Source organism: Kitasatospora sp. NPDC056181, from assembly GCF_042266225.1.
GTDB lineage: Bacteria > Actinomycetota > Actinomycetes > Streptomycetales > Streptomycetaceae > Kitasatospora.
Genome location: NZ_JBHJUK010000009.1, coordinates 87,680 through 114,442, shown reverse-complemented (window position 1 = coordinate 114,442; position 26,763 = coordinate 87,680). Strand labels below are relative to the sequence as shown.

The window sequence follows — 26,763 nt, the reverse complement described above, 5'->3', positions numbered from 1 at the left end:
GGGGGGGGGGGGGGGGGGGGGCCCCCCCCACCCCCCCGGGGGGCCCGGTGGGGGGGGGGGGGGGGGCGGCCCCGCCCCCCCCCCCCCGCGGCCCCCCCCCACCGCCGGGGTGGGCCCCCCCCCCCCCTCGGGGTGACGCGGGGTGCGTACGGGATCAGTGGTGGCCGTGGCCGCTGGTGATCTCGTGGTGCTCCTCGGCGGTCGGCTTGGGGATCTGGCTGCCCTCGCCGAAGTAGCCGCGGGAGAGCTTCGCCCGGGTGCGGGTGAGGACGCCGGCCTTGCGGGCCACGCCGTTCTCGTCCGTCTCGGACGGCAGCTCGAACGGCTGCTGCTGCTCGTGCGAGGTGAGCTTGTGCAGGTCGCCCTGCGGCAGCTGCGCGTGCACCTCGATGAACTCGCCGTGCGGCAGGCGCTTGATGACGCCGGTCTCGCGGCCGTGCAGCACCTTCTCCTTGTCACGGCGCTGGAGGCCGAGGCACCAGCGCTTGGTGATGATGAAGGTGAGGACCGGCACCACGAAGAAGCCGACCCGGACGAAGTACGTGACGTCGTTGAGCGACAGGTGCAGGTGGGTCGCGAAGAGGTCGTTGCCACCGGCGACCAGCAGCACCAGGTACAGGCTGATCCAGGCGGCACCCAGCGCGGTGCGGACCGGGGCGTTGCGCGGGCGGTCCAGGATGTGGTGCTCGCGCTTGTCGCCGGTGATCCAGCCCTCGATGAAGGGGTAGGCGGCGATCGAGACCAGGACCAGCGGGAAGACCACCATCAGCGGGATGAAGACACCCAGGTTCAGGGTGTGGCCCCAGAGGCTGATCTCCCAGCCCGGCATGATGCGGATCAGGCCCTCGGAGAAGCCCATGTACCAGTCCGGCTGGGCGTCCGTGGACACCTGGTCGGGGCGGTACGGGCCGTACGCCCAGATCGGGTTGATCGAGCAGACGGCCGAGATGACCGCGATCAGACCGAAGACCAGGAAGAAGAAGCCACCGGCCTTGGCCATGTAGACCGGCATCAGCGGCATGCCGACGACGTTCTTCTCGGTCTTGCCCGGGCCCGCCCACTGGGTGTGCTTGTGGTAGAAGACCAGGATCAGGTGCGCGACCAGCAGGCCGAGCATGATGCCCGGGATCAGCAGGACGTGGATGGTGAAGAACCGCGGCACGATGTCGTGGCCGGGGAACTCGCCCCCGAACAGGAACATCTGGATGTAGGTGCCGATCAGCGGGGTCGCCAGGACGGCGCCCTCCATGAACCGGATGCCGGTGCCGGAGAGCAGGTCGTCGGGCAGCGAGTAGCCGAAGAAGCCGTCGAACATGCCCAGGACCAGCAGCAGGAAGCCGAAGACCCAGTTGATCTCACGCGGCTTGCGGAACGCGCCGGTGAAGAAGACGCGCAGCATGTGCACGAGCATCGCGGCCACGAAGACCAGCGCGGCCCAGTGGTGGATCTGACGGACCAGCAGACCGCCGCGGACCTCGAAGCTGATGTCCATCGTCGACGCGTACGCCTCGGACATCGGGATGCCCTTGAGCGGGACGTACGAGCCGTCGTAGATGACCTCGCCCATCGAGGGCTTGAAGAAGAGCGTCAGGTAGACGCCCGTCAGGATGATGATGATGAACGTGTAGAGGCAGATCTCGCCCAGCATGAAGGACCAGTGGTCCGGGAAGATCTTCCGCAGGTTGGCCTTGGCGAGGGAGTAGATCCCCAGCCGGCCGTCCGTCCAGTCAGCGGCCTGCTCCCACTTGTTGGCGGGCTTGGCGCGCGTGCTGGCCGGCTTGGAGGCACCGGAGGTGGTGCTGCTCGCGCTACTCATCGAGCACGCTCCCAGTAGCTCGGGCCGACGGGCTCGTCGAAGTCGCCGTTGGCGACCAGGAAGCCCTTCTCGTCAGTGGTGATCTTCAGCTGCGGCAGCGGGTGGCCCGCCGGGCCGAAGATGACGCGCGCGCCGTCCGCCAGGTCGAAGGTCGACTGGTGGCAGGGGCAGAGCGCGTGGTGGGTCTGCTGCTCGTAGAGGCTGATCGGGCAGCCGACGTGGGTGCAGATCTTCGAGTAGGCGAGGATGCCCTCGAAGCCCAGCTCCGCGGACTTCTCGTCCTTGATGTCCTCCGGCGCGATGCGCACCAGCATCAGGGCGTCCTTGGCGATGCGCTGCTGGAAGTCCTCGTCGTGGGTGTGCAGGCCTTCCGGCATCGCGAAGGTCAGCGACCCCTGGATGACGTCCTCGGCCTTCATCGGCAGGTTGGTGTTCATGTTGATCAGCTGCAGCGGCTTGGCCGGGGTGGCCTCGATCCAGCCGGTGTGCTCCAGCTTGTCCTCGGGCAGCGGGCCCAGGTCGCGCAGCAGCACGACGCCGGAGAGCGGCACCAGGGCCATCGAGCCGATCAGGGTGTTGCGGATCATCTTGCGGCGGCCGAAGCCGGACTCGGCGGCACCGGTCTTGAACTGCTCGATGACGTCGTTGCGGACCTCGTCGTCGGCCTCGATCGGGTGACGCTCGGCCGGGATCTCGTGGTCCGACATCAGGGTGCGGGCCCAGTGGACCGCGCCCGCGCCGATCATGAACAGCGCCACGCCCAGGGTCAGGCCCAGCGCGAAGTTCATCGCGCTGATGTGACCCAGCGGGAAGACGTAGATGATCTTGTCCGGGTCGATGGCCACGTAGGAGGCGATGAAGCCGATCGTGGCGAGCATCGAGACCACGAACATCAGCGAGACCTGGCGCTCCGCGCGCTTGGCGGCCCGCTCGTCGATGTCGGTGCGACGCGGTTCGTGGGCCGGCAGGCCCGGGTCGGCGAACGGATCGCCGTGGGTGGCCACCTCGTGGTGCCCTGCGGAGCCGTGCGACTCCGGGAGGTTCTCTGACATGTCGTGGCTCATGACTTCTTGGCCTTGGTGGTGTGGGCGGCGACCCAGATCGCGACCGCGATGAGCGCGCCGAGACCGAAGATCCAGCCGAACAGGCCCTCGGTCACCGGACCGAGGCTGCCGAGCGTGAGACCACCGGGGTTCGGCTCATCGTTGGTGGTGTGGCGGACGAAGGCCACGATCTGCTTCTTCTGCTCCTCGGGCATGGTGGTGTCCGGGAACGACGGCATGTTCTGCGGGCCGGTCTGCATGGCCTCGTAGATGTGCTTGGCGTCCACACCCTCCAGCGACGGGGCGTACTTGCCCTTGGTCAGGGCACCGCCCTGGCCGGCGAAGTTGTGGCACTGGGCGCAGTTGGTGCGGAACAGCTCGCCACCCTTGGACAGGTCCTCGGGGTTGGTCGAGGTGTACTGCTCCTCCCTCGGAATCACCGGGCCGGGGCCGAGCGAGGCCACGAAGGCGGCGAGCTGGTCGATCTCCGCCTGCGAGTAGATGTCCTTCTTGCGCGGCACCTGGGCGCCGGGCTGCTGGGCCGGCATGCGGCCGGTGCCGACCTGGAAGTCGACCGCGGCGGAGCCGACGCCGACCAGGCTGGGGCCGTCGCTGCTGCCCTGGCCGTTCAGGCCGTGGCAGGAGGAGCAGCCCACGGCGAAGAGCTTCTTGCCCTCATCGATCGCGAGCGACTGCGCGGCGACGTCGGCCTGCGCCTTGTCGGCGGGCGCGAACGCGGCGTACAGCCCCCCGGTTGCCGCCAGGGCGAGAAGTAGGACGACCAGCGCCGCCAATGGGTGGCGCCGTCGTGCGGAGAGCTTTTTCACGGAATAACCCCGGTGTCAGGATCTGGTCGACTGGTGGGTGCACCCGGCGGCCGGTCTGGCCGGCACGAGGCTGCCTGTCTAGGGCTGCGCGCGCGGTCGGTCGGTGGGAGCGTCGGCACCGGCAAAGAGGCCCGTCGCCGGTGAGGGCGGGGGCCCGGCCGGTGGCCAGCGACCTGATCAGCTGGTTACTTGATCAGGTAGATGGTCGCGAACAGGCCGATCCACACGACGTCGACGAAGTGCCAGTAGTACGACACCACGATCGCGGCGGTGGCCTGCTCGTGAGTGAAGCGCTTGGCTGCGTACGTCCGTCCCAGGACCAGCAGGAAGGCGATCAGACCACCCGTCACGTGCATACCGTGGAAGCCGGTGGTGAGGTAGAACACCGTGCCGTACGGGTCGGAGGACAGCGAGAGGCCGTCCTTCTTGACCAGCTCGGTGTACTCGAAGATCTGGCCGCCGATGAAGATCGCGCCCATCACGAACGTGATGACGAACCACGAGCGGAGCTTCTTCACGTCCCCGCGCTCGGCGGCGAAGACGCCGAGCTGGCAGGTGAGCGAGGAGAGCACCAGGATCGTGGTGTTGACCGAGGAGAAGGGCACGTTGAGGGCGTGCGCCTTCTCGCTCCAGAACTCGGCTCCCTTGACGGAGCGGAGCGTGAAGTACATCGCGAAGAGGGCCGCGAAGAACATCAACTCGGAACTGAGCCAGACGATCGTTCCGACGCTGACCATGTTCGGCCGGTTGACCGATCCGTGCGCGTGCCCGGTTTCTACTGCTGTTGCTGTCGCCACGACGGACATTATGTCGGTCCCTTATTCCGTCTTCACGCCGGGGGGTGTCCCTCGGAGTGTCCGGTGCGTGCGGTATGCCCCAGTGGGACCCGACGGGGCGTCCGGATGGGGGCTGAGCAGCGGCGTGTCCCTTTTCTGACGGTTCCTCGAAGGCCCCTTCGACCCCGTTGCCCTGCGTGTCGCTGCACGGCCGCCGGGGCCGCGGGGGGTAAGGGGACCGGCCGTTGCGTCGGCCGTACGGGTGGACTGCACCGTCGGGGGTGACGCGAGGTCCTCCGGGCGGGTGAGTCCTGGGCGCGGCGGCTTGAGAACGATCGCGCGGGACGGCCTCGGCGGCCGGTGATCGGGAGTAGCATCCGGTGGAGGCGAACGTGGTCCGGATCACACTTTGAGGGAGCAGGGCCCATGGCGTACACGACCGACGAGACGCTGACCGTTCTCGTTTACAGCCACGACCGCAACACGCGCGAGCAGGTGCTGACGGCGCTCGGCCGCCGGCCCGCCGCGGATCTGCCGGAACTGACCTACCTGGAGTGCGCGACGACCCCCGCGGTGCTGAAGGCGCTGGAGAAGGGGGGCGTGGACCTCTGCGTGCTGGACGGCGAGGCGGTGCCGGCCGGCGGGCTGGGACTCGGACGGCAGCTGAAGGACGAGATCTACGGCTGCCCGCCGGTGCTGGTGCTGATCGGCCGGCCGCAGGACTCCTGGCTGGCCGCCTGGAGCCGGGCCGACGCGGCGATCTCCCGCCCGGTGGACCCGGTGGCGCTGGCCGAGGCCGCCGCCACCCTGCTCCGGGCCCGGCTGGCGAAGCGGGCGCCGGCCACCCGGTAGCGACGGCCGACCCGCCGGCTCCGGCCACCCGTAAGAGGGGTCGCGGCACGGCGCGCATCTCACCAGGAGAGAAGAAGGGTCGCGGCGGGACGGCGGCGTCCCGCCGCTCGATAGGCTGGCTCCAACCCTACGGAGATCCCTTTCCGGGAAGCGACGAGAGCTGGAGTCAGCCATGGTGAACGTGAACCCTGCGAACGGCGGCAAGGACCCCGTGCAGGTGGTCCGCACCTGGCCGGACATCCTGTCCGCACTGCTGCGGGGCGAGGACCTGGCCCAGGCGGACGCCGCCTGGGCGATGGACCGGATCATGAGCGGCGAGGCCTCCCCGGCCCAGGTGGCCGGCTTCATGGTCGCGCTGCGGGCCAAGGGCGAGACGGTCGGCGAGATCGCCGGTCTGGTGGACGCGATGTACGCGCACGCCGAGCCGCTCTCCATCCCCGGCCCGGCGGTGGACGTCGTCGGCACCGGTGGCGACCGCGCCAAGACCGTCAACATCTCGACCATGTCGGCGATCGTCGCGGCGGCGGCCGGCGCCAAGGTGGTCAAGCACGGCAACCGGGCCGCCTCCTCGGCGAGCGGCTCCTCCGACGTGCTGGAGAAGCTGGGCATCGCCCTCGACCTGTCCGCCCGGCGGGTGGCCGAGGTGGCCGAGGAGATCGGGCTCACCTTCTGTTCCGCCGCCATGTTCCACCCGTCGATGCGGCACGCCGCGACGGCCCGGCGCGACCTCGGGGTGCCGACCGCGTTCAACATCCTCGGTCCGCTGACCAACCCCGCCAGAGTGACGGCCCACGCGATCGGCTGCTTCGACACCCGGCTGGCCGGGCTGATCGCCGGGGTGCTGGCCCGGCGCGGCTCCAGCGCGCTGGTCTTCCGCGGCGACGACGGCCTCGACGAGCTGACCATCACCACCACCTCGCGGGTCTGGATCGTGCGCGGCGGCGAGGTCACCGAGACCACCTTCGACCCGCGCGAGCTCGGCATCGAGCTGGTCGGCATCGAGGCGCTGCGCGGAGCGGACCCGGCGTACAACGCGGACGTCGCCCGCCGGCTGCTGGCCGGGGAGCGCGGGCCGGTGCGGGACGCCGTCCTGCTGAACACGGCCGCGGCGCTGGTCGCGCTGGAGCTCACCGACGCGCCGCTCGCCGGGCAGCTGGCGGCGGGCATGGAGCGGGCCGCGGCGGCCGTCGACTCGGGTGCCGCGCTGGAGCTGCTCAAGCGCTGGTCGGAGGCGACCGGCAAGGCCTGACGGGTTGTCGGGGGCCCGCGGGAGGCTGCTCCCGCGGGCCCCTTCGCACGCTTCCGGCACCCGGGAACGACGGTGTCCGGATGGTGGAACCCTGTTTGACCACCCGACGGAACGCGACCTAGAGTCGTGGCCAGGTCATGAGTGACAGCGTCAAGCCCCAGCTTGCTGTCCGGCAACCCTCCGTCCGTGGCGGGGTGCCCTGGGTGAGGACCGGGTCCCGCGGCAATCCGTCCGCGTGACAAGCGCGGACGCCGGCTGACACGCACTCCCGGGGTCCTCTCCCCAGAAGGAGTGCATCCTCATGTCCCTCGCCACCGAGATCTGCGCCCCCCTCGCCGTCCTGGGCCACGACGTCCAGGTCCCGCTCGCCAGCGGCGAGAAGGTCGGCTACGCGGCCCTCGACTACGCCGCCAGCTCTCCGGCGCTCCAGCGGGTCTGGGACGACGTCGCCGCCTACGCCCCCTACTACGGCAGCGTGCACCGCGGTGCCGGCTACCTCTCGCAGCTCTCCACCGACCTGTTCGAGCAGAGCCGCCGCACCGTCGCCGAGTTCCTCGACCTGCGCGAGGGCGACCAGGTGGTCTTCACCCGGGCCACCACCGACTCGCTGAACCTGCTGGCCGGCGCCGTCCCGGCCGGCACCCGGGTCTTCGCCTTCGAGACCGAGCACCACGCCTCGCTGCTGCCCTGGGCGCACGCCGGGCTGGACGTCACCTACCTGCGCGCCCCGCGGTCGCGGGCGGAGGCCGTCGCCGCCCTGGACGCCGCGCTCGCCGGGGCCCCCGAGGGCCCCAGGCTGCTCTGCGTCACGGGTGCCTCCAACGTCACCGGTGAGCTCTGGCCGGTCGCCGAACTGACAGCGACCGCCCACCGCCACGGCGCCCGGGTGGTGCTGGACGCCGCCCAGCTCGCCCCGCACCACCGGGTCTCGGTGCGCGAGCTGGACGTGGACTGGATCGCCTTCTCCGGGCACAAGATCTACGCGCCCTTCGGCGCCGGGGTGCTGGCCGGGCGCGCCGACTGGCTGGACGCGGCCGAGCCGTACCTGGCCGGCGGCGGCGCCACCCGTACGGTGGCCCGGGAGACCGACGGCTCGGTGGCCGTCCAGTGGCACACCGGCCCGGCGCGGCACGAGGCCGGCTCGCCGAACGTGATCGGCGCCTACGCCGTCGCCTCGGCCTGCCGGGCGCTGACCGAGGCCGGCTTCGACGCGCTGGAGGCCCGCGAGCAGCAGCTGATCGCGCGGCTGACGGCCGGCCTGGCGGAGGTCCCGCAGGTCAAGGTGCTGAACCTGTTCGGCGCCGGCTCCGCCCGGGTGGGCGTGCTCTCCTTCGTCGTCCAGGGCTGGAACAGCTCGCACTTCTCGGCCGCGCTCTCCGCCGAGTACGGCATCGGGGTGCGCGACGGCCTGTTCTGCGCGCACCCGCTGGTGCGCACCCTGCTCGGCGAGGAGTCCGGCGTTGCTCCCGGCCCGGTTTCCGCGTGCGGTGCGCCCGAGCCGTCGCTGCCGGGCGAGCGGAGCCTGAACGCGATCCGGGTCAGCTTCGGTGCCGGTACCCCGGACGAGCACATCGAGCGCTTCCTGACCGCCGTCCGCGAGCTGGTCACGGACGGCGCGGCCTGGAACTACCGCAACGAGGGCGGCCGGTGCGTCGTGGACACCCGCCGGGAGGGCTGAGGACCCGTCGGGAGGGGCTGAGCACCCGTCGGCCGGCCGGGCCCTACTCGTCGAGGCCGAGCGCGAAGGCGGCCTCCAGGTCGTGCTGGGAGTAGGTGCGGAAGGCGATCTGGGTCTCGGTGTGGGCCACGCCCGGGACCTTGTTCAGCCGGCCGGGGATCACCTCGGCCAGGTCGTCGTGCCGGCGCACCCGCACCATCGCCACCAGGTCGTAGCCGCCGGTGACCGAGTAGACCTCGCTGACGCCCTCGATGGCCGCGATCGCCTCGGCGATCTCCGGGATGCGGTCGACGCTGGTCTTGACGAGGACGATGGCGGTGATCACTGTTCGCGCTCCTTTGTGAGGTGCGGCCAGGGTATCGGGCGTCAGCCGGGCGGGCGCGGGGGGCGGGTGGCCAGCGTGCAGGCGTAGAGGAAGCCGGCCGAGAAGCCGATCACGTGGACCAGGTAGGCCACGCCCGGCCCGGCCGAGTGCACCGACCACCACTGCAGGGCGAACCAGAGGCCGAGCACCAGCCAGGCCGGGAACCGCAGCGGGAGGAGGAGCAGGAGCGGGACGAGCGTGGTGACCCGGGCGCGCGGGTGCAGCCGCAGGTAGGCGCCGAGGACGGCCGAGATCGCCCCCGAGGCGCCGATCAGCACCCGGGTCGCGTCCGGCGAGTGCGCCTCGGCCAGCGCGAAGCCGTACGTCGCCAGTGAGCCGGCGGCCAGGTAGAAGAGGGCGAAGCGGGCTCGGCCGAACCGTTCCTCGACGGTGGGTCCGAACACGTACAGGAAGAGCAGGTTGCCCAGCAGGTGCAGCCAGCCGGCGTGCAGGAACAGCGCGCTGAGCACGGTGAGCGCCGGGTGCTTGCCGGGGGTCGGGCGGGCCGGGCAGCCGGGCACCGGGTCGGGGGCCTCGGCGAGCTGTCCGGCGGTCAGCGGGCGCCCGGCCAGCAGCTCGGCCGGGACGGCGCCCCAGCGCTGCTCGTACCGCTGCTCCGCGCAGACCCGGTCCTGGCCGCGCCCGTACAGCGGGTTGAGCCCGGCGGCCGGGCCGAGCAGGAACACCAGGGTGTTGAGCGCGATCAGCGCGTAGCAGACGGCCGGGACGGCGGCGGCCGGGCGCTCGCCCGGCGCACCGGTGTGGTCGAGGACCGGGATCGCCATGCGGCCAAGCATCCCTCCGCCCGGCCCGGGCGGCACGGGGCTTACGGCAGGTGGGCTAGGGGGTGTCCGGTACCCGCCGGGCAGGGGGTTCGCGGTCCTGCCGAGGGGGTCCAATGGTCGAAACCGGTGGCCGGGACGGTTGCCCCAGGCAATAGGCTTGGGGCGGGCATTCCCGCCTCCCGCCGCCGATGCCGGGGCTCCGGGGGGAGCGCCTGAGCCCACCCAGGGACCACCCGAGAGGACCCCCGATGACCGTCCCCGCCCTGACCGCCGAGACGCGCTGGCGCTGCACCCTGTGCGGCAACCTGACCCGCTTCGACGTGACCCGTTCCGCCCGGCTGACCGAGTTCCTCCACTTCGACCTGGCCGGCGAGTCCAAGGTCGAGGAGACCGAGGTGCTCAGCGAGACCATCGAGTCGGTGCGCTGCCGCTGGTGCAACGCGGTGGACCAGGTCGAGTTGGTGGCCCGCCCGGGGGCCGAGGAGAACGAGGCCTCGGAGCAGGGTTGATGCCCGGCCCGTGCGGCGGGCGGCGGTGCGGGGCACGGCCGCCCGCCGCACGGGACAATACAGACAGAGCGCACGGAGCGTGACGACGAGGACGGCCGCCGTTGGCCGTGCCGATGGACCAGGATCGGAGCCGAGGACGTGGTGGACGCAGCGAAGGAGCCCGCCGGGCCGCAGGGGCTGCAGCCCGCTGTGGACGCGCAGGCGCCGGACGCGGCCGAGACAGCCCCGGCAGGCGCCCCGGTGTCGGACGGGACGGCCGGTGCCGAGGAGCCCGGCGGCGACGAGCCGGCGGCAGAGCAGGCCGACGGGAGGGTCGCGGAGCGGGCGGCGGAGCGGCTCGACCGGCCGCTGCCCGAGGGCGTGCGCCGCCGGGTGGTCGGCCTCGCCGCGGACGCGCTCGGCGGGCTGCCGCCCGGCGAGCTGCCGCAGACGCTGCGCCAGTACGCCAAGTTCACCCCGGCCCGGCGGGCCAAGTACGCGGCCACCGCGCTGGCCGCCGCCCTGGAGTCCGAGCCGGCCTTCCGGGTGCGGATAGCGGAGCGGCTGCGGCTGGGCCAGCCCGATCTGGTCAAGGCGCTGGAGTCGGGCAGCGTGCCCGGGGCCGCCGATCCGCTGGACGTCGCCGCCGCCGCCTACCTGGTGCGCTCCGCGGGCTGGAGCCGGCTGGTCGCCGAGGCCGGCGAGGAGGCGGAACGGGCCGGTGCCGAGGGCGCCGCCGCCGAGGCGGCCCGGCTGGTGGAGAAGCTGCAGGCGGAGCTGGCCGAGGTGCGCTCCGCCGCCCGGGCCGATCTGGACCGGCAGCGGACCGAGTCCGAGGACGTCCGCAAGGAGGCGGACTCGCTGCGCCGCAAGCTCCGCTCGCTGGAGAGCGACACCCGCCGCGCGCAGGCCGAGACCCGCCGGCTCGGCGCCGAACTGGAGGCGCTGAAGGCGCAGTCCGCCGCCGAGCGCAGCGCGGGCGAGAGCGAGGCGCGCCGGCTGCGGCACCGGATCTCCGAGCTGGAGAACGCCGTCGAGCAGGGCCGCCGGTCCGCCCGCGAGGGGCGCAGCGTCGAGGACATGCGGCTGCGGCTGCTGCTGGACACGGTGCTGCAGTCGGCGCAGGGCATCCAGCGGGAGCTGGCGCTGCCGGTGTCGCAGATCCGCCCGGCCGACCTGGTGGAGGCGGTGGTGCCGGGGTCGGCGTCGCCGCACGACGTGGCCCGGCGCGGGCTGGCGGAGGACGATCCGGCGCTGCTGGACCAGCTGCTGGCGATCCCGCAGGTCCACCTGGTGGTGGACGGCTACAACGTGACCAAGACCGGCTATCCGGCGCTGCCGCTGGAGCAGCAGCGGATCCGGCTGCTGGGCGGGCTGGCGATGCTGGCCCAGCGCACCCAGGCGGAGGTCACCTGCGTGTTCGACGGGCAGGACCTGGACGTGCCGGTGATCATGGCGCCGCCGCGCGGGGTCCGGGTCCGCTTCAGCCGGACCGGGGAGACCGCGGACGAACTGATCCGCCGCCTGGTGCGGGCCGAGCCGCAGGGCCGTCCGGTCGTGGTGGTCTCCACGGACCGGGAGGTCGCCGACGGCGTGCGGAAGGCCGGCGCGCGCCCCGTGGCCTCGATTCTGCTGCTGAACCGGCTGGCCCGGCCGTAGGCTGTTGCAGGCCCTTCGCGACGGGGATGACGCCTGGTCAGCGCCCGGTTTGCGGTGGTGTGGGGATCTTGTGAAGTCAGGGCGGCGGGCCGGAGTTCACGCCATCGGGGGAGTGGCGCAAAGCCTGGATCTTCACTAGGGTCTGGCGTCAAACCTATTTTCCGGATTCTCACTCGATCGGGTGAGTCCGTTGGAAGAAGGAGCCGGTCCTTGGCCTCCCACCGCCGTCCCAAGCAGCCGAGCCGCGCGCGGGTCTCCGTGCTCACCGCTGCCGCGGCGACCGCGGTCGCCCTGTCCGCCCAGGTCGCCGCCCACGCGGCGCCCAGCCCGTCCCCCAAGAAGGAGGACGTGAAGGCGCAGATCGACCAGCTCCAGGAAGAGGCGGAGCAGGCGACCGAGAAGTACAACGGCGCCAAGGAGCGGGCCGACCAGCTCCGCAAGCAGTCCGACCAGCTCCAGGACCAGGTGGCACGCGGCCAGGACCAGATGACCCAGCTTCAGGGCGGTCTGGCGGCGGTGGCCGGCGAGCAGTACCGCTCCGGCGGCATCGACCCGTCCGTGCAGCTGATGCTCACCTCCGACCCGTCCGGCTACCTGGACAAGGCCTCCAGCGTGGAGCAGGCCAGCTCCAGCCAGGCCGACGCGCTCAAGGGCCTCCAGGACCAGCAGCGCCGGCTGGACCAGCAGAAGGCCGAGGCGGCCGCGATCCTCGCCTCGCTGGACAGCACGACCAAGGACCTCAACCAGTCCAAGGCCGACGTCAACCAGAAGCTCAAGGCCGCCCAGGACCTGCTGAACTCGCTCAGCGCGGCGGACCGGGCCGCCCTGAAGGCCGCCCAGCAGCAGGAGGACCGGGCCTCGCGCGGCAGCGAGCGGGCCGACCTCGGCAGCCTGCCGCAGGGCAGCGGCATGGCCGGTGCCGCTGTCGCCAACGCGATGAGCAAGCAGGGTTCGCCGTATGTCTGGGGTGCCACGGGGCCGAGCGGCTTCGACTGCTCCGGCCTGATGGTCTGGGCGTACGGGAAGGCCGGCGTCTCGCTGCCGCGCACCTCGCAGGCCCAGGGCAACTACGGCACCCGGGTGCCCTCGCTCGCCGAGGCCCAGCCGGGCGACCTGATCATCTACCGCGACGACCGCAGCCACGTCGGGATGTACATCGGCAACGGCATGGTCGTGCACGCCCCGCACACCGGCGACGTGGTGAAGGTGATGAAGGCCGACGCCATGAAGATCAACACCATCCGCCGGGTCTGACGGACCGGCACGCCCGAGGGCCGGGACGCGGCCCTGTGATCCGCGCCACCTCCGGACGGGGGTGGCGTCGGCGTTTCCGGCCGCACGGTGACAAGCGATCAGCTCCGTGTGCGGCGCTGGTCACGCCCGGTCATATTCACAAATGAACTTGGGTATTCTCCCGTCTTTTTTCTGACAAGGATTTGAACGGATCACGGTTCTGTTACTAGGGTCGTGTCTCGAACCACCGCACAGTCGATCACCCAGCCTGGGTGGCGGCGGGGGTTTACCGCCGAGTTCGTCGAAGCAGCGGGACGGGTCGCACGACCTGTCCGACGGGGAGCCCCGTAGTTGGGGCGCTGTGGAGCGGAGCCGGGGAACCATGTTCCTCCGGGGTGAATCGGCGCCAGGTCGGCCGCTGGAGCGGTCGGTGAGGCGTCGTAGGGCACGCTTCCGGCCCGAACCCGTCAGCTCACCCGGTAGGCGGGCGTTGGAAGAAGGAGTCCGCCTTCGTGGCGTCCCATCGTCGTCCCAAGCCTGCCGGCCGCGCCCGGGTCTCGATCATGACCGGTGTCGCCGCGGCAGCCGTCGCCCTCTCCGCGCAGTCCGGCGCCCACGCCGACCCGACGCCGACCAAGGACCAGGTCAAGGAGCAGGTCGACCAGCTCAACGAGCAGGCCGAGCAGGCGACCGAGAAGTACAACGGCGCGCAGGCCAAGCAGCAGGAGCTGCAGAAGCAGGTCGGCGAGCTCCAGGACAAGGTGGCCCGTCAGCAGGCGTCGGTGATCGAGGCCCAGGGCGGCCTCGCCGAGATCGCCGGCGAGCAGTACCGCAACGGCGGCATATCGTCCACCGTCCAGCTGATGCTCTCGTCCAGCCCCGACAACTTCCTGAACCAGGCCGGCGCCCTGACCCAGGCCAGCAGCACCCAGTCCGGCGCGCTGAAGGACCTCCAGGAGCAGCAGCGCAAGCTCGACCAGGACCGCAACGAGGCCCAGGCGAAGCTCGGCGAGCTGGAGTCGACCACCCAGCAGCTGAAGGCGTCCAAGGAGGACGTCCAGGCGAAGCTGGCCAAGGCCCAGGACCTGCTCAACACGCTGACCGAGCAGGAGCGCCAGGCACTGCGCGCGGCCGAGGAGAAGGCCGCCGCCGAGGCGAAGGCGAAGGCGGACGCCGCGAAGGCCGACGCCAAGGCCAAGGCCGACGCCGACCGCGCCTCCCGCGACAACGCCCGCACCGACCTCAGCGGTTCGTCGTCCTCGACGCCGGCGGCGAGCAAGCCCGCCGCGCCGTCCGCGCCCGCCGCCAACGGCTCGCGCGCCGCCGCCGCGATCGCCGCCGCCGAGAGCAAGCTCGGTTCGCCGTACGTCTACGGTGCCACCGGCCCGAGCTCCTTCGACTGCTCCGGCCTGACCGGCTGGGCCTACGCCCAGGCGGGCGTGTCGCTGCCGCGCACCTCGCAGCAGCAGGCCGGCGCCGGGACCAACATCGGCACCAACATCGCCAACGCCCAGCCCGGCGACCTCATCATCTACCGCGCGGACGCCAGCCACGTCGCCCTGTACGTGGGCGGCGGGCAGGTCATCCACGCGCCGAAGCCCGGTGCGGTGGTCCGGTACGAGACCGCCACCATGCTGCCGATCTCGGCAATCGTGCGCGTCTGATCCGCATCAGCCCCGGCAGGCCCGGTCTCCCCTCGCGGGAGGCCGGGCCTGCGGCTTTTCCGGTGGCTCGGCCGAATGTCCGATTGGGAGTCAAATATTCGGGTTGGGAGGGGTTTGGACTCGATCGCCCGGACTCGCTAACGTCTGCCACCGGACTCCCGCTCCAGAGCCGCCCGCCCCCCGGTGCGGCGGCGGGGCCGGGCCGCAGGACAGGAGCCACCGTCGCATGGCCGTGCACCGCCGTTCCCCGCTGTCAGGTGCGCACGCGCTCGCCCGTGCGCTGGTGCTGACCGCGGCGGCCACCACCGTGCTCGGCATGGCCACCGGAGGCACGGCCCAGGCCGCGCCGGGCTCGCCGGACGCACCGTCCGGCCTCAAGGACGTCAAGACACAGGTCGAGCAGCTCTACGACGAGGCCGAACAGGCCTCGGAGCGGTACAACGCGGCGCTCGACGCACAGCAGCGGCTCCAGCACCAGACCGGAGACCTCCAGCAGCAGGTCGCCGTCGCCCAGGACGAGCTCAACCAGCTGCGCGGCGACCTCGCCACGGTGGCCGGAGCCGAGTACCGCGGCGGCGGCATGGCGCAGACCGCCCAGCTGATGCTCTCCGCCGACCCCGAGGGCTACCTCTCCAAGGCCCGCACGCTGGACCAGGCGGCCGAGCGGCAGAACGAGACGCTGCACGAGGTGGTGGCCCGTCAGCGCCGGCTCGACCAGCGCCGCGCCGAGACCTCCGCCAGGCTCGTCGAACTGGACCAGACCCGCCGCGCCCTCGCCGAGAGCAAGCAGCAGATCCAGCAGCGGCTGGCCAAGGCGCAGAAGCTGCTCAACAGCCTGGGCGCCGGTGAACGGGCCCGGATGGCCGCCCAGGACGCCCGCGAGGCCGAGCAGCGTGCCACCCGGGGCACCGACCGGCTCGACCTGGGCACCGCCCCGCCCGCGTCCGAACGCGGCGCCGCCGCGCTGGCCGCCGCCGTGAGGATGATCGGCTCGCCCTATGTGTACGGATCCACCGGGCCCCGCGCGTTCGACTGTTCCGGTCTGATGTACTGGAGCTGGCGGCAGGCCGGAGTGACCCTGCCGCGCACCTCGCAGGCCCAGGCGTACGCCGGCCGGCGGGTCGGCATCTCCGACGCACGACCGGGAGACCTGGTGATCTTCTACCGGGACATGCACCACGTCGGCATGTACGCCGGCGGCGGGGTGATCGTGCACGCCCCGTACCCGGGGGCCAAGGTCCGGTACGAGAGCGTCAACGCGATGCCCGTCGCGGGGGTGATCCGGCTCTGAGCCGGTCCGGCCCGACCCCCTCCTCCGCCGACGCCGGGGCACGCCGCTGCGCGCTGTCCCGGCGCGGTGCGCTGCTGCTCGCCGCCGGCGGGCTGGCGCAGCTCTCGCTGCCCGGGGCCGCCCCGGCGGCACCCGCCCGGGTGGCCGACCACCGGGCCGAGGTGGAGGCGCTGCTGGCCGCACGGGCCCGGGCGCTGGCCGCCGGGCCGCCCGCGCTGCCGCTGGCCGAGGCGGGCTACCGCAACCTCGTGCTCGGCCCGGCCGGCACGCCGGACCGGCTCACCGTCAACGCCGAGCTCGCCGTGCGGGTGGCCGGGTACGACGAGTACCCCGTGGTCCACCCCCGCCGGCTCACGCTGCTGCGCGCCGCCGACGGCTGGCGGGTCGAGCGGGAGGAGGGCGCGGGCGGACCGCCGCCGCTCTGGGACCTCGGCACCGTCACGGCGGTCCGCGGCGAGCGCGCCCTGGTGCTCGGCGTGGCCGGCGGGCCGGACCCGGCCGGCCCGGCCGCCGTCGCCGACCGGGCCGTCGTGGCCGTCGCCGGGCTCTGGGGCACGGGCTGGGCGAACCGGCTGCTGCTGGAGGTGCCCGCCACCGAGGCGCAGTTCGCCCGGCTGCTGGAGGCCGAACCGGCCGCCTGGAGCGCCATGGCGGCCGTCACCACCGCGGCGCCGGGCGCGCCCTGGCACACCCCGGCCGACCGGGTCGTGCTCAACCCGCAGGCGTACGGCGGGCTCAGCGACTTCGGCCGCCAGGTGGTGATCACCCACGAGGCCGTGCACGTGGCGACCCGGGCCGACACCCGCGCCTGGACGCCGCTCTGGCTCTCCGAGGGCGTCGCCGACTGGACCGGCTACCGGGGCTCCGGCCGCTCCCCGCGGCAGATCGCCCCCGAGCTGGCCCGCGACGTCTCCGCCGGGAGGCTGCCCTCGGCGCTGCCCACCGACCAGGACTTCACGGCGGGGGCGGCCGGCATCGCCCAGGCCTACGAGCAGGCCTGGCTGGCCTGTGAGCTGATCGCCCGCCGGTACGGGCCCGAGCGGCTGGCCGCCTTCTACCGCGCGGTCGGGGCGGCGGGCCGGGGCACCGACCGGGAGCAGCTGCTGGACCGTGTGTTCCGGACCGAACTGGGCCTCGGCCTGGCCGAGTTCACCGGCCTCTGGCTCGCCGAGGTCCGGCGGCTGGGGGACTAGCGGCGCTCGCCGGCCGTCGGCCGGTCGATGCCGTCGAGGAGGTCCTGCTCGTACGCGATCCCGGGTCGCACCGGGTAGGAGGAGGCCGGCTCGGGGCGGGCCAGCACCACGGTGGGCGGCAGCTGCTCGGACCCGCGGGTGGAGCGCCAGAGCCGGACGCAGGACACCGCGGTGGCCGCCACCAGCAGCAGGTTGCGCAGGGTCAGCCAGGTGATCGCCCACGGCTCGCTGCCGACCACCTCGCTGAACATCAGCGGGAACTCCACCAGGGTCAGCGGCGTCGCCGCGAGGATCAGCAGCGCCACCGGCCGCTGGCTGCTCCCGCGCACGGTCAGGCAGACCGCCGCCACGCCGACCAGCCACACCAGGTACTGCGGGCTGATCACCCGGCTGGTCACGGTGAAGATCAGCAGCGCGGTCAGCGCCGCGTCGTACATGGTGGCGGCGTTGCGGCGCTTGGCGGTGAAGCGCCACAGCAGCAGCCAGCCGAAGCCCAGTAGGGTGCCGGCCATCATCACCTTGCCGACCACGTCGACCCACGGCCCGAGCATCTCCACCGAGCCGTAGTTCATCATCACCTTGCCGTCCCAGGACCCGGCGATCCGGGCGAAGTGCAGCGGCAGCGCGCCGACCGACTCCACCTCGACGCCGCGGTCCTTCTGGAAGGTCAGGAACTCGAACGCGCCGTTCATCCCGGCCGCGAGCAGGAAGCCGACCGAGACGGCGGTGGCCGCCGCCGACGTCCAGGCGCGGCGGGTGCGCCGGCCGGACGGGGTGCCGATGAGGCCGAGCAGCGGCCAGATCTTGATGATCCCGCCCAGGCCCAGCAGCAGCCCGCCGATCGCCGGGCGGCGGATCAGCGCCAGCAGGCCCGCCACCGCGACCGCGGTGACGATGACGTCGTACCGGTTGTAGATCATCGGGCCGAGCAGCGGGACGCCGGCCACCCAGACCCAGGCACCGGTCAGCGCCCGGCCCTTGCGCAGCCCGGTCCGCACCAGCAGGGCCATCGCGGCGGCGTCCGCGATCCCGCAGATCACCCAGAAGGAGACCAGGTAGGACCAGGGCAGCAGGCCCGGCAGCATGATGACCAGGGCGGCGCCGGGCGGGTACTGCCAGGTGACGTCGTCCAGCGGGAAGGTGCCGGTCTGCAGGACGCCGTACCAGCCGTGGTAGATCAGCCAGACGTCGGTGGTGACGTCCCCGCCGGGCATCCGCAGCACGCCGGTCACCAGCAGCAGCAGCAGGGCCCGGGTGGCCAGCCAGGTCCCGCCGAGGGCACAGAGCGCCCCGGTGCGCCCGGAGGGGCGGGCGGGGGCCTGGACGGGCTCCTGGCGGACGGCCAGTGCCGTGCCGGGGCCGTCGGCGCCGACGGGGTTACCGGACTCGGTGGCCGGGGCCAACTCCACTGCGCTCCCTCGTTCGTCTCGGACGTCCCACCGGAGGCGTCGCGGGACGGACGCCCGGGCGGTCGGTGTCGGCCACTGCGCCGTCGATCGGGCGGGCCCCACCGGCTGCCTAGGTACTAGGACAGACCCGGGGGTGAAACGGTTGCCGTGCACGGATCCGTTCCCGGCGGGTCATGGTGTTGACCTATCGTACGGATCACCCAGCGGTACACCGAGCACCCCCCGACCGAGCGAGCCGTGGCCTGATGCACAAGACCTTGATCGTCACCAACGACTTCCCGCCGCGCCCCGGCGGCATCCAGGCCTTCGTCCACAACATGGCTGTCCGTCAGCCCGCCGGGAGCATCGTGGTGTACGCCTCGACCTGGCGCGACGGCACCGAGGTGGCCCGGTTCGACGCCGAGCAGCCGTTCCCGGTGATCCGGGACCGGACGAAGGTGATGGTTCCCACACCGCGGGTCACCCGGCGGGCCGCCGAGATCCTCCGCGCCGAGAAGTGCGACTCCGTCTGGTTCGGCGCGGCCGCCCCGCTCGGGCTGATGGCGCCCGCGCTGCGGCGCGCCGGGGCCGGCCGGCTGCTCGGCATGACGCACGGGCACGAGGCCGCCTGGGCCCAGCTCCCGGCGGCCCGGCAGCTGCTGCGCCGGATCGGCGCGGGCACCGACACCCTCACCTACCTGGGCGAGTACACCCGCTCCCGGATCGCGGACGCGGTCGGCCCGGAGGCGGCCGCGCGGATGGTGCAGCTGCCGCCGGGCGTGGACGAGCAGACCTTCCACCCGGAGTCGGGCGGCGCCGAGCTGCGCCGGCGGCTCGGCCTGGCGGACCGGCCGGTGGTGGTCTGCGTCTCCCGGCTGGTGCCGCGCAAGGGCCAGGACACCCTGATCGAGGCGATGCCGCAGATCCTCGCGGACGTGCCGGACGCCGTGCTGCTGATCGTCGGCGGCGGCCCGTACCGGGCGGACCTGGAGAAGCTCGCCGACGCCCGGGGCGTGCGCGCCTCGGTGCGCTTCACCGGCTCGGTGCCGTGGGAGGAGCTGCCCGCGCACTACGGCGCCGGGGACGTCTTCGCGATGCCCTGCCGCACCCGCCGGGGCGGGCTGGACGTCGAGGGCCTGGGCATCGTCTACCTGGAGGCCTCGGCGACCGGGCTGCCGGTGGTGGCCGGCGACTCCGGCGGTGCGCCGGACGCGGTGCTGGAGGGCGAGACCGGCTACGTGGTGCCGGGCGGCTCGCCGGCCGCGGCGGCCGAGCGGATCGTCCGGCTGCTGAACGACGAGGAGCTGCGCCGGCGGATGGGCGAGGCCGGGCGGCGCTGGGTGGACCGCTCCTGGCGGTGGGACCTGCTGGCCGGCCGGCTCACCTCGCTGCTGGCCGGCTGAGGGCCGCCCGGTCGTGGCCGGTGCGGCCCGCCCCGGCGTTCAGGGGGCGGGCCGCACAAGGCCTCAGCGCTGGTAGATGGCCTCGACGTCGGCCGCGAAGTCCTTCAGCACGACATTGCGCTTGAGCTTGAGCGAGGGCGTGAGGTGCCCGCTCTCCTCGGAGAAGACGGTGTCCAGCAGGCGGAACTTCTTGACCGCCTCGGCGTGCGAGACGGCGGCGTTGCCGTCGTCCACCGCGGTCTGGACCGCGGCGAGCAGGTCCGCGTCCTCGCGCAGCTCGGCGATGGTGGCGGTGGCCGGCTTGCCGTTCAGCTCCTTCCACTTGGGGAAGAAGTCCTCGTCGATGGTGACCAGGCAGCCGATGAACGGCTTGCGGTCGCCGACCACCATCACCTCGCCGATCAGGGCGTGCGCCCGGATGCGGTCCTCGATCACCGCCGGGGCGACGTTCTTGCCGCCGGCGGTGACGATGATCTCCTTCTTCCGGCCGGTGATGGTGAGGTAGCCCTCGTCGTCCAGCGAGCCGAGGTCGCCGGTGGCGAACCAGCCGTCCCGCAGGGCGTCCGCGGTGGCCTGCGGGTTGTTCCAGTAGCCGGTGAAGATCTGCGGGCCCTTCAGGAGCACCTCGCCGTCCTCGGCGATCCGCACGGCCGAGCCGGGCAGCGGCTGGCCGACGGTGCCGATCTTCGGCTTGTCGTTCGGGTTGAACGCGGTGGCCGCGCAGGTCTCGGTCAGGCCGTAGCCCTCCAGGACGGTGAAGCCGATGCCCCGGTAGAAGTGGCCGAGGCGCTCGCCGAGCGGCGCGCCGCCGGAGATCGCGTGGGTGGCCCGTCCGCCGAGGGCGGCGCGCAGCTTGCTGTAGACCAGCTTGTCGAAGACGGCGTGCTTGATCCGCAGGACCAGGCCCGCGCCGCCGGCGTCCAGCGCCCGGCTGTACGCGATCGCGGTGTCGGCGGCCTTGTCGAAGATCTTGCCCTTGCCGTCGGCCTGGGCCTTGGCGCGGGCGGTGTTGTAGACCTTCTCGAAGACTCTGGGCACGCCCAGGATCAGCGTGGGCCGGAACGACGCGAGCTCGGCCGTGACGTCCTTGATGTCCGACACGTGGCCGAGCTTGATGGGCGCGATCGCGGCGGCGATCTCGGCGATCCGGCCGAGCACGTGCGCGAGCGGGAGGAACAGCAGGACGGAGCCCTCGCCGGTCCGGAACAGCGACTCCATGCGGGCCGTCACGTTGCCGAGCTCGGCGAGGAAGTTGCCGTGGGTGAGCTGACAGCCCTTGGGGCGGCCGGTGGTGCCCGAGGTGTAGACGATGGTCGCGACCGAGTCGGAGCCGGCCGTCGAGCGGCGCTCGTCGACGGTGGCGTCGGAGACCTGCTGCCCGGCCTCGGCCAGCGCGGCCAGGGCGCCGGCCTCGATCTGCCAGGTGTGCTTCAGCTCCGGCAGGCGCTCGCGGACCTGCTCGACCACCTCGGCGTGCCGGTCGGTCTCGGTGAGGACGGCGACCGCGCCGGAGTCGCCGAGGATCCACTCGACCTGCTCGGCGGAGGAGGTCTCGTACACCGGCACGGTGATCGCGCCGGCCGTCCAGATCGCGAAGTCCAGCAGCGTCCACTCGTACCGGGTGCGGGACATGATGCCCACCCGGTCGCCGGGGCCGATGCCGGCGGCGATCAGGCCCTTCGCGGCGGAGTGCACCTCGGCCAGGAACTGGGTGGCGGTCAACTCCTGCCACTGGCCGTCCACCTTACGGCTGAGCACCGCGACGTTCGGGTGCCGCTCGGCGTTCTGGTGCACGAGGTCGGAGAGGTTACCGCCGCTCGGTACCTGGTAGAGGGCCGGAAGGCTGAAGTCGAGCAAGACTGCTCCTCGTTCGCGACGCTGCGGGACGGCAGGACGTTACTGCCCGGTAGGCAGCTTCGACCAGGGGGGTCGGCTCCGGTGTTCGAAGTGTCACACCTTTACCCGGTCCGACCAGGCCGTGACCGGGTCGTTCGAATGGCACCCTACGGCAGCACCGGGGTGACCGACCGGTAGCCCGTCACGGCACCGGAGCACGGGCCCCGGTGCCGCGGCGGCCCACCGAGCCCCCGGCCTGACGGCGTCCCCGGGCGCGATAGCCTGCTCCGGGCGCACCCGACCGAGCAGGCTCGGCCGGGCCGGCAGCAAGGGACGACGCGGAGGGCCATTTCCATGGCGGAGCACACCAGGTCGAGCATCACCATCGACGCGACCCCGGAGACGGTCATGGCCGTGATCGCCGACTTCGCCGCCTACCCGGCCTGGACCGGTGAGGTCAAGGAGATCGAGGTGCTGGAGACCGCCGGGGACGGCCGCGCCTCCCAGGTGCGCCTGCTGCTCGACGCCGGCGCCATCCGCGACGAGCACGTCCTCGCCTACACCTGGGACGACGACCGCGAGGTCAGCTGGACGCTGGTGCGCAGTCAGATGCTCCGCTCGCTGGACGGCTCCTACGCGCTCGCCCCGCTCGGCGGCGGCCGGACCGAGGTCACCTACCAGCTCGCCGTCGACGTCAAGATCCCGATGCTCGGCATGATCAAGCGCAAGGCCGAGAAGGTCATCATCGACCGGGCGCTGGCCGGCCTGAAGAAGCGCGTCGAGGGCTGACGCCCGGAAAGCGGGGGCAGGACGGCATGACGGCCACACGCACCATCCTGGTCAGCGGCGACGCCGCGGCGCCCGTGGTGGCCGCCGCCACCGCGCTGCACGCCGCCCGGCAGGGCCGCCGCACCCTGCTGCTGGCCGCCGACGACCCCCACCGCGCCCTCGACGCCGTCCTCGGCACCCGGCTGGAACCCGGACCGGCCGTCTACGAGCCGGGGCTGACCGTGGCCCGGATCGACGAGCAGGCCGCCTTCCGGCGCGCGCTCGGCGAGATCGGCGGCAGGCTGGCGCCCGCCCTCGACCTGCTCGGCGCCGAGCCGCTCGACCCCGAGGAGCTCACCGCCCTCCCCGGCACCGCCCGGCTCGCCCTGCTGCGCGCCCTGCCCGCCGCCGAGGCCGACGTCCTGGTGGTGCTGGCCCCTGCGCCCGCCGAGCTGATCGGCACGCTCGCCCTGCCCGAGCAGCTGGAGCGCTACCTGGCCCGGCTCGTGCCCGGGCAGCGCCAGGCCGCCCGGGCGCTGCGCCCGCTGCTGGCCGGCCTGGCCGGCGTCCCGATGCCCGCCGACTGGCTCTACGAGGGCCGGGCCAAGGCGGCCGCCGCGCTCGCCGAGGCCCGCGCCGCGATCACCGCGCCCGGCACCAGCGTCCGCCTGGTCACCGCCGCCGACGGCCACCCCTTCGACGAACTGGGCCGGATCCGCGCCGGGCTGGCCCTGCACGGGCACCGGCCGGACGCCGTGGTGGTGCACGGGGCGCTGCCGGACGCGGCCGCCGACTCGCCCGACCCGTGGCTGGCCGGGCTGGCCCGCCGCCGGCAGGAGGAGCTGGCCGCCCTGGCCGCCGCCGGCGACGTGCCGGTGCTGGTCACCGGCCTCGCCGAGGTCACCCTGGAGGCCGTCGCCGACCGCCTCTACGGCACCGGGCCGGGCCCGGCACCGCTCGCCGCCGGGCCGTGGCCGGTCGAGGACCGGCTGGCCGAGGACGGCCTCCTGGTCTGGCACCTCGCCCTGCCCGGTGCCGACCGGGCCGACCTGGACCTGGTGCGCCGCGGGGACGAGCTGGTGGTCGGCCTCGGTGCCCACCGGCGGGTGCTCACCCTGCCGTCGGCGCTGCGCCGCTGCACCGTCGCGGGCGCCGCCCTGCACGACGGGGTGCTCGCCGTCCGTTTCGCGCCGGACCCGGCGCTCTGGCCGCGCGGCTGAGCCGCCCGGACGCCTCCGGGACCGCGTCCCGGGTCGGGTAGCGTCGGGTCCAGTGGCCGCAGGGGCGGCCGGAGCCGAGGAGACGCCCGCGATGAGCACTGCCGACGACCGCACCGAGCAGGCCGCCGAGCACCCCTTCGGCCCGGAGCTGGGCCCCCTGGTGGACGAGGTGCGCCGGTTCGCCACCGCCGCCGGCCGGAAGGCCCAGGAGGCCGGCGCCGAAACCCTGATCTCGCTGGCCGGCCTCGCCGACCGCCTGCGCGAGAACCAGCCCGACGTGTACGGGCACCTGGCCAACGCGGGCAGCGGGCTGGCCGCGGCCGGCGGCGAGCTGCTGGCCGCCTACCGGGCCGCCGTGGCCGGTCACGAGCGCCGCTGGACCGCCGGTGAGAGCGCCCGCAGCGAGCGGATCGACCTCGACACGCCTGACGGACCGTCCGACAAGCAGTGAAGCCCTGATCCCGAGAGAGTGACGGTCCGACTTCATGCTGCGACGGAGCGGGTAGGAATGTACGACTTTTGAAGGGGATCGGCGAGCTCGGCCGCAAATTGTCTTCGGTTAATGTATGCGACGGTGTGTACGGGGGCCGGGTTGGGCGGTACGGTTCCGTCCAGCGGGAACGAGTGAATAGCTGAGGGACACATGGCTCTGACCATCGGCGTCGACGTCGGCGGGACCAAGATCGCGGCAGGCGTGGTCAACGAGGCGGGCGAGATCCTGGCCCGGACCAGGGTGCCCACCCCGGCCGACCCGCAGTGGGCGGTCGACGCCATCGCGCAGGCCGTCCGCGAGCTCAAGGAGCAGTACCCCGACGTGGTCGCGGCCGGCGTCGGTGCTCCCGGGTTCGTCGACCGCAACCGCTCCACGGTGATCTTCGCCCCCAACATCGACTGGGAGGACGAGCCGCTGCGCACCCGGATCGAGGAGCTCACCGGCCTGGACACCGTGGTCGAGAACGACGCCAACTGCGCGGCCTGGGCCGAGTTCCGCTTCGGCGCGGCCGCCGAGTACGAGGACATGGTGCTGATCACCGTCGGCACCGGCATCGGCGGCGGGATCGTCCTGGACGGCCGGCTGCACCGCGGCCGGTTCGGCGTGGCCGGCGAGATCGGCCACCTCAACATGGTCCCCGACGGCCTCGCCTGCGGCTGCGGCGGCAAGGGCTGCTGGGAGCAGTACGGCTCGGGCCGGGCGCTGCGCCGCTACGGCCGGGAGAAGGCCGCCGCCGACCCGATCCACGGCAAGCGGATGCTGGAGCTCAACGACGGCGTCGCCGAGACCATCCGCGGCATCCACATCACCCAGGCCGCCGAGGAGGGCGACCCGCTCGCCCTGGAGTGCTACGCCGAGCTGGCCGACTGGCTCGGCCGGGGCATGGCCGACCTCGCCGCGCTCTTCGACCCGGGCGTCTTCGTGCTCGGCGGCGGCGTCTCCGACTCCGGCCGGCTGCTGCTCGACCCGGTCGCCGAGGCCTTCGAGCACTACCTCACCGGCGGGGTGCACCGCCCGCGCGCCGAGGTGGTGCTCGCCTCGATGGGCTCGGCGGCCGGCATCTCCGGCGCGGCCGACCTGGCCCGCACCATCTGATCCCCACCACGCGCACGCCGGCGGCGGCGCGGCCAGGGCCTGCGGGCCCCGGCCGCGCCGCCGTCGTGTTCCCCCGCCGCGCGGCGGCCCCGCTGCCGTACGGTCGTCAGCGGAGCACCACCGGACGCAGGGGAGGACCGCCATGACCAGTGGACCGGCGAACGCCGGACCGGCCGAGCTGCCGCCGCCCGGGCCGGGGCGGCTGCGGCTGCTCGGCTACAACGTCCGCTCGCTGCGCGACGACCGGCACGCCCTTGTCCGGGTGATCCGGGCCTGCGCGCCGGACGTGGTCTGCGTCCAGGAGTCGCCGCGGTACTGGCGCCCGGAGGGCCAGGCCGCCTGGCTCGCCCGGCGGACCGGCACCGTCGTCCTGGCCGGCGGCGGCCGGACCGCCGCCGGCCCGCTGCTGCTCGGCCGGCCCGGGGTGGAGGTGCTCGCCGTCCACGACCGGCTGCTGCCCAAGACCCGCGGCCTGCACGCCCGCGGCTTCGCCAGTGCCGTCGTCAGGGTGGCCGGCTCGGTGCCGTTCTCCGTCACCGCCTGCCACCTGAGCCTCGATCCGGCGGAGCGGTACGGGCAGTTCGAGCTGCTGCTCGACCAGCTGCGGGTCGCCGGACCCGGCGTGGTCGCGGGGGACTTCAACGAGCACCCGGACGGCCCGGGCTGGCGGCTGCTGGCGGGCCGGCTCCAGGACGGGTACGTGGCCGCGCCCTGGGGCGGCGAGTTCACGTCCGTCCCGGAGAACCCCTACCAGCGGATCGACGCCGTCTTCGCCACCCCCGGCGTGCGCGTCCTCGCCTGCGGCGTCCCGCACGGGCTGCCCGGCGTCACCGAGGCCGACCTGCGGGCCGCCACCGACCACCTGCCGGTGCTCGCCGTCCTGGAGCTCCCGACCGGTTGACGAGGGGTCAGACGACCGCGCCGCCGTGCGGGTCCTCGGGCTCGTCCTCGTCACGGTCCTTCATCCGGACCACCAGGGTCACGAAGCCGCCGAGGAAGGCCGACACCCCGACCCAGGCCGGCCAGCCGGAGACCTCGCGCCAGACCACCGCGTCGAACAGCAGCAGCGCCGGGCCGCCGAGGACGGCCAGCCAGGCGAACTTGGCGGTGACGTCGGCGGCGGGCAGCGGCGGCGGCTCCGGCGGGACGAAGTGGCCCTCGTCGGCCTCCTCGGCCAGCTCGAAGTCGCGCGGGCCGGGGGAGGCGGCCGGCATCACCGGCCTGCCGGAGCGCGGTCGCGGCTGTGGCGCGAGGTCCGAGAGGTCGTCCGGGCCGTCGCGGCGTTCGGCGGCGTCCTTGAAGCCGCCCTTCAGCCCGCCGCGCGCCCGGAGGTCCTCGATCTCCGGCCAGTCCGGGTTGTTGAGGTCGACGGGGTCGTCGAACTGGGCGACCAGCGCGGCGAAGATCTCGTCCTGTTCGGCCTGGCTGCGCTCGGGCGCGCGCCGCACCCGGGGCGGCTCGGCGGCGGCCTCCTTGCGGACGTCCGCGCCGGGGCCGGAGCCCGCGCCGTCGCCCCCGCTCCCCGCGGCGTCGTCGGCCTCGGGACCCTCGGTCCCGGCCTCGGCGGCCTTCGTGTTCTCCGCGTCCTCGCGGGGCGCCTCGTCCTCGCCGCCCGCCGTGCTGCTCTCGTGCACTTCCGGCC

General features: G+C 73.4%; 24 protein-coding genes and 2 riboswitches. Of the genes, 15 read left to right on the top strand and 9 right to left on the bottom strand.

The features are described from left to right. Positions 1–154: 154 nt before the first annotated feature. The 4 genes from ACFC1F_RS06615 to ACFC1F_RS06600 all read right to left on the bottom strand — a co-directional run bounded on the left by ACFC1F_RS06615 (position 155) and on the right by ACFC1F_RS06600 (position 4,492). Positions 155–1,816, bottom strand: coding sequence for a ubiquinol-cytochrome c reductase cytochrome b subunit (locus tag ACFC1F_RS06615; protein WP_209411909.1), 1,662 nt, complete (start codon positions 1,814–1,816; stop codon positions 155–157). Further along, on the bottom strand, positions 1,813–2,868 hold the full coding sequence (locus ACFC1F_RS06610) for a Rieske 2Fe-2S domain-containing protein (RefSeq protein ID WP_376156109.1): 1,056 nt from the start codon (positions 2,866–2,868) through the stop codon (positions 1,813–1,815). The genes ACFC1F_RS06615 and ACFC1F_RS06610 overlap by 4 nt, the downstream gene beginning before the upstream one ends. An 8-nt stretch (positions 2,869–2,876) precedes the next feature. Next, positions 2,877–3,686 (bottom strand): c-type cytochrome, encoded by an 810-nt coding sequence (locus tag ACFC1F_RS06605; protein ID WP_209411911.1) that lies wholly within the window; start codon positions 3,684–3,686, stop codon positions 2,877–2,879. 185 nt (positions 3,687–3,871) lie between these two features. Next, on the bottom strand, positions 3,872–4,492 hold the full coding sequence (locus tag ACFC1F_RS06600; RefSeq protein ID WP_073923280.1) for a heme-copper oxidase subunit III: 621 nt from the start codon (positions 4,490–4,492) through the stop codon (positions 3,872–3,874). A gap of 396 nt (positions 4,493–4,888) precedes the next feature. Between ACFC1F_RS06600 and ACFC1F_RS06595 the strand changes: the two genes are divergently transcribed. From ACFC1F_RS06595 to ACFC1F_RS06585, 3 genes are all read left to right on the top strand, one after another. Continuing rightward, a complete protein-coding gene (locus tag ACFC1F_RS06595) occupies positions 4,889–5,314 on the top strand; it encodes a hypothetical protein (protein WP_209411912.1) in 426 nt (141 codons plus the stop codon). Positions 5,315–5,486: 172 nt separating this feature from the next. After that, entirely contained in the window at positions 5,487–6,563 is a 1,077-nt protein-coding gene (trpD, locus tag ACFC1F_RS06590) for an anthranilate phosphoribosyltransferase (protein ID WP_209411913.1), read from the top strand. 133 nt (positions 6,564–6,696) lie between these two features. Further along, positions 6,697–6,814: riboswitch (SAM riboswitch) on the top strand. A gap of 50 nt (positions 6,815–6,864) precedes the next feature. Further along, positions 6,865–8,241, top strand: a complete 1,377-nt coding sequence (locus tag ACFC1F_RS06585; protein WP_209411914.1) for an aminotransferase class V-fold PLP-dependent enzyme — start codon at positions 6,865–6,867, stop codon at positions 8,239–8,241. Between the two features lie 43 nt (positions 8,242–8,284). Here the strand turns inward: ACFC1F_RS06585 and ACFC1F_RS06580 are convergent, their stop codons facing one another. Together ACFC1F_RS06580 and ACFC1F_RS06575 are read right to left on the bottom strand one after the other, a co-directional pair. After that, positions 8,285–8,566 (bottom strand): Lrp/AsnC ligand binding domain-containing protein, encoded by a 282-nt coding sequence (locus ACFC1F_RS06580; RefSeq protein WP_376156107.1) that lies wholly within the window; start codon positions 8,564–8,566, stop codon positions 8,285–8,287. A 41-nt stretch (positions 8,567–8,607) separates the two neighbouring features. Beyond that, the gene (locus ACFC1F_RS06575; RefSeq protein ID WP_209411915.1) at positions 8,608–9,390 is read right to left on the bottom strand and encodes a rhomboid family intramembrane serine protease; all 783 of its coding nucleotides are present in this window, start codon (positions 9,388–9,390) and stop codon (positions 8,608–8,610) included. A 248-nt stretch (positions 9,391–9,638) separates the two neighbouring features. Here ACFC1F_RS06575 and ACFC1F_RS06570 point away from each other — a divergent pair, with 248 nt between their 5' ends. The 6 genes from ACFC1F_RS06570 (at position 9,639) to ACFC1F_RS06545 (ending at position 16,918) form a co-directional block, all read left to right on the top strand. Next, positions 9,639–9,899, top strand: coding sequence for a hypothetical protein (locus tag ACFC1F_RS06570; protein ID WP_148645478.1), 261 nt, complete (start codon positions 9,639–9,641; stop codon positions 9,897–9,899). 240 nt (positions 9,900–10,139) lie between these two features. Then, positions 10,140–11,537, top strand: a complete 1,398-nt coding sequence (locus ACFC1F_RS06565) for an NYN domain-containing protein (RefSeq protein ID WP_376156125.1) — start codon at positions 10,140–10,142, stop codon at positions 11,535–11,537. A 210-nt stretch (positions 11,538–11,747) separates the two neighbouring features. After that, complete coding sequence (locus ACFC1F_RS06560; RefSeq protein WP_209411916.1) at positions 11,748–12,791, top strand: C40 family peptidase; 1,044 nt, start codon at positions 11,748–11,750, stop codon at positions 12,789–12,791. Positions 12,792–13,117: 326 nt separating this feature from the next. After that, positions 13,118–13,272, top strand: a riboswitch (cyclic di-AMP (ydaO/yuaA leader). 10 nt (positions 13,273–13,282) lie between these two features. Continuing rightward, positions 13,283–14,434, top strand: coding sequence for an NlpC/P60 family protein (locus ACFC1F_RS06555; protein ID WP_376156105.1), 1,152 nt, complete (start codon positions 13,283–13,285; stop codon positions 14,432–14,434). A 226-nt stretch (positions 14,435–14,660) separates the two neighbouring features. After that, on the top strand, positions 14,661–15,725 hold the full coding sequence (locus tag ACFC1F_RS06550) for an NlpC/P60 family protein (protein WP_376156103.1): 1,065 nt from the start codon (positions 14,661–14,663) through the stop codon (positions 15,723–15,725). A 140-nt stretch (positions 15,726–15,865) separates the two neighbouring features. After that, positions 15,866–16,918, top strand: coding sequence for a hypothetical protein (locus ACFC1F_RS06545; RefSeq protein WP_376156101.1), 1,053 nt, complete (start codon positions 15,866–15,868; stop codon positions 16,916–16,918). On the opposite strand, the gene ACFC1F_RS06540 is transcribed toward ACFC1F_RS06545, so the two are convergent. Beyond that, positions 16,915–18,327, bottom strand: a complete 1,413-nt coding sequence (locus tag ACFC1F_RS06540; protein WP_307853068.1) for a glycosyltransferase family 87 protein — start codon at positions 18,325–18,327, stop codon at positions 16,915–16,917. The two genes, ACFC1F_RS06545 and ACFC1F_RS06540, sit on opposite strands and share 4 nt — an antisense overlap. A gap of 245 nt (positions 18,328–18,572) precedes the next feature. On the opposite strand from ACFC1F_RS06540, the gene ACFC1F_RS06535 reads away from it, so the two are divergent. Further along, the gene (locus ACFC1F_RS06535; RefSeq protein ID WP_376156098.1) at positions 18,573–19,709 is read left to right on the top strand and encodes a glycosyltransferase family 4 protein; all 1,137 of its coding nucleotides are present in this window, start codon (positions 18,573–18,575) and stop codon (positions 19,707–19,709) included. A gap of 63 nt (positions 19,710–19,772) precedes the next feature. On the opposite strand, the gene ACFC1F_RS06530 is transcribed toward ACFC1F_RS06535, so the two are convergent. Further along, positions 19,773–21,566 carry an AMP-dependent synthetase/ligase gene (locus ACFC1F_RS06530; protein WP_376156096.1) on the bottom strand — a complete coding sequence of 598 codons (1,794 nt, stop codon included), beginning with the start codon at positions 21,564–21,566 and terminating at the stop codon, positions 19,773–19,775. Positions 21,567–21,899: 333 nt separating this feature from the next. On the opposite strand from ACFC1F_RS06530, the gene ACFC1F_RS06525 reads away from it, so the two are divergent. The 5 genes from ACFC1F_RS06525 to ACFC1F_RS06505 all read left to right on the top strand — a co-directional run bounded on the left by ACFC1F_RS06525 (position 21,900) and on the right by ACFC1F_RS06505 (position 26,022). After that, positions 21,900–22,334, top strand: a complete 435-nt coding sequence (locus tag ACFC1F_RS06525) for an SRPBCC family protein (protein WP_209411922.1) — start codon at positions 21,900–21,902, stop codon at positions 22,332–22,334. Positions 22,335–22,360: 26 nt separating this feature from the next. After that, positions 22,361–23,533 (top strand): ArsA family ATPase, encoded by a 1,173-nt coding sequence (locus tag ACFC1F_RS06520; RefSeq protein WP_209411923.1) that lies wholly within the window; start codon positions 22,361–22,363, stop codon positions 23,531–23,533. A 91-nt stretch (positions 23,534–23,624) separates the two neighbouring features. Further along, entirely contained in the window at positions 23,625–23,984 is a 360-nt protein-coding gene (locus tag ACFC1F_RS06515; RefSeq protein WP_148645486.1) for a DUF5304 family protein, read from the top strand. 192 nt (positions 23,985–24,176) lie between these two features. Next, positions 24,177–25,121, top strand: coding sequence for an ROK family glucokinase (locus ACFC1F_RS06510; protein WP_376156094.1), 945 nt, complete (start codon positions 24,177–24,179; stop codon positions 25,119–25,121). A 142-nt stretch (positions 25,122–25,263) separates the two neighbouring features. Beyond that, complete coding sequence (locus ACFC1F_RS06505) at positions 25,264–26,022, top strand: endonuclease/exonuclease/phosphatase family protein (RefSeq protein WP_376156092.1); 759 nt, start codon at positions 25,264–25,266, stop codon at positions 26,020–26,022. Positions 26,023–26,029: 7 nt separating this feature from the next. Here ACFC1F_RS06505 and ACFC1F_RS06500 read toward each other — a convergent pair whose 3' ends face one another. After that, complete coding sequence (locus ACFC1F_RS06500) at positions 26,030–26,755, bottom strand: hypothetical protein (RefSeq protein ID WP_376156090.1); 726 nt, start codon at positions 26,753–26,755, stop codon at positions 26,030–26,032. Between the last annotated feature and the right edge of the window lie 8 nt (positions 26,756–26,763).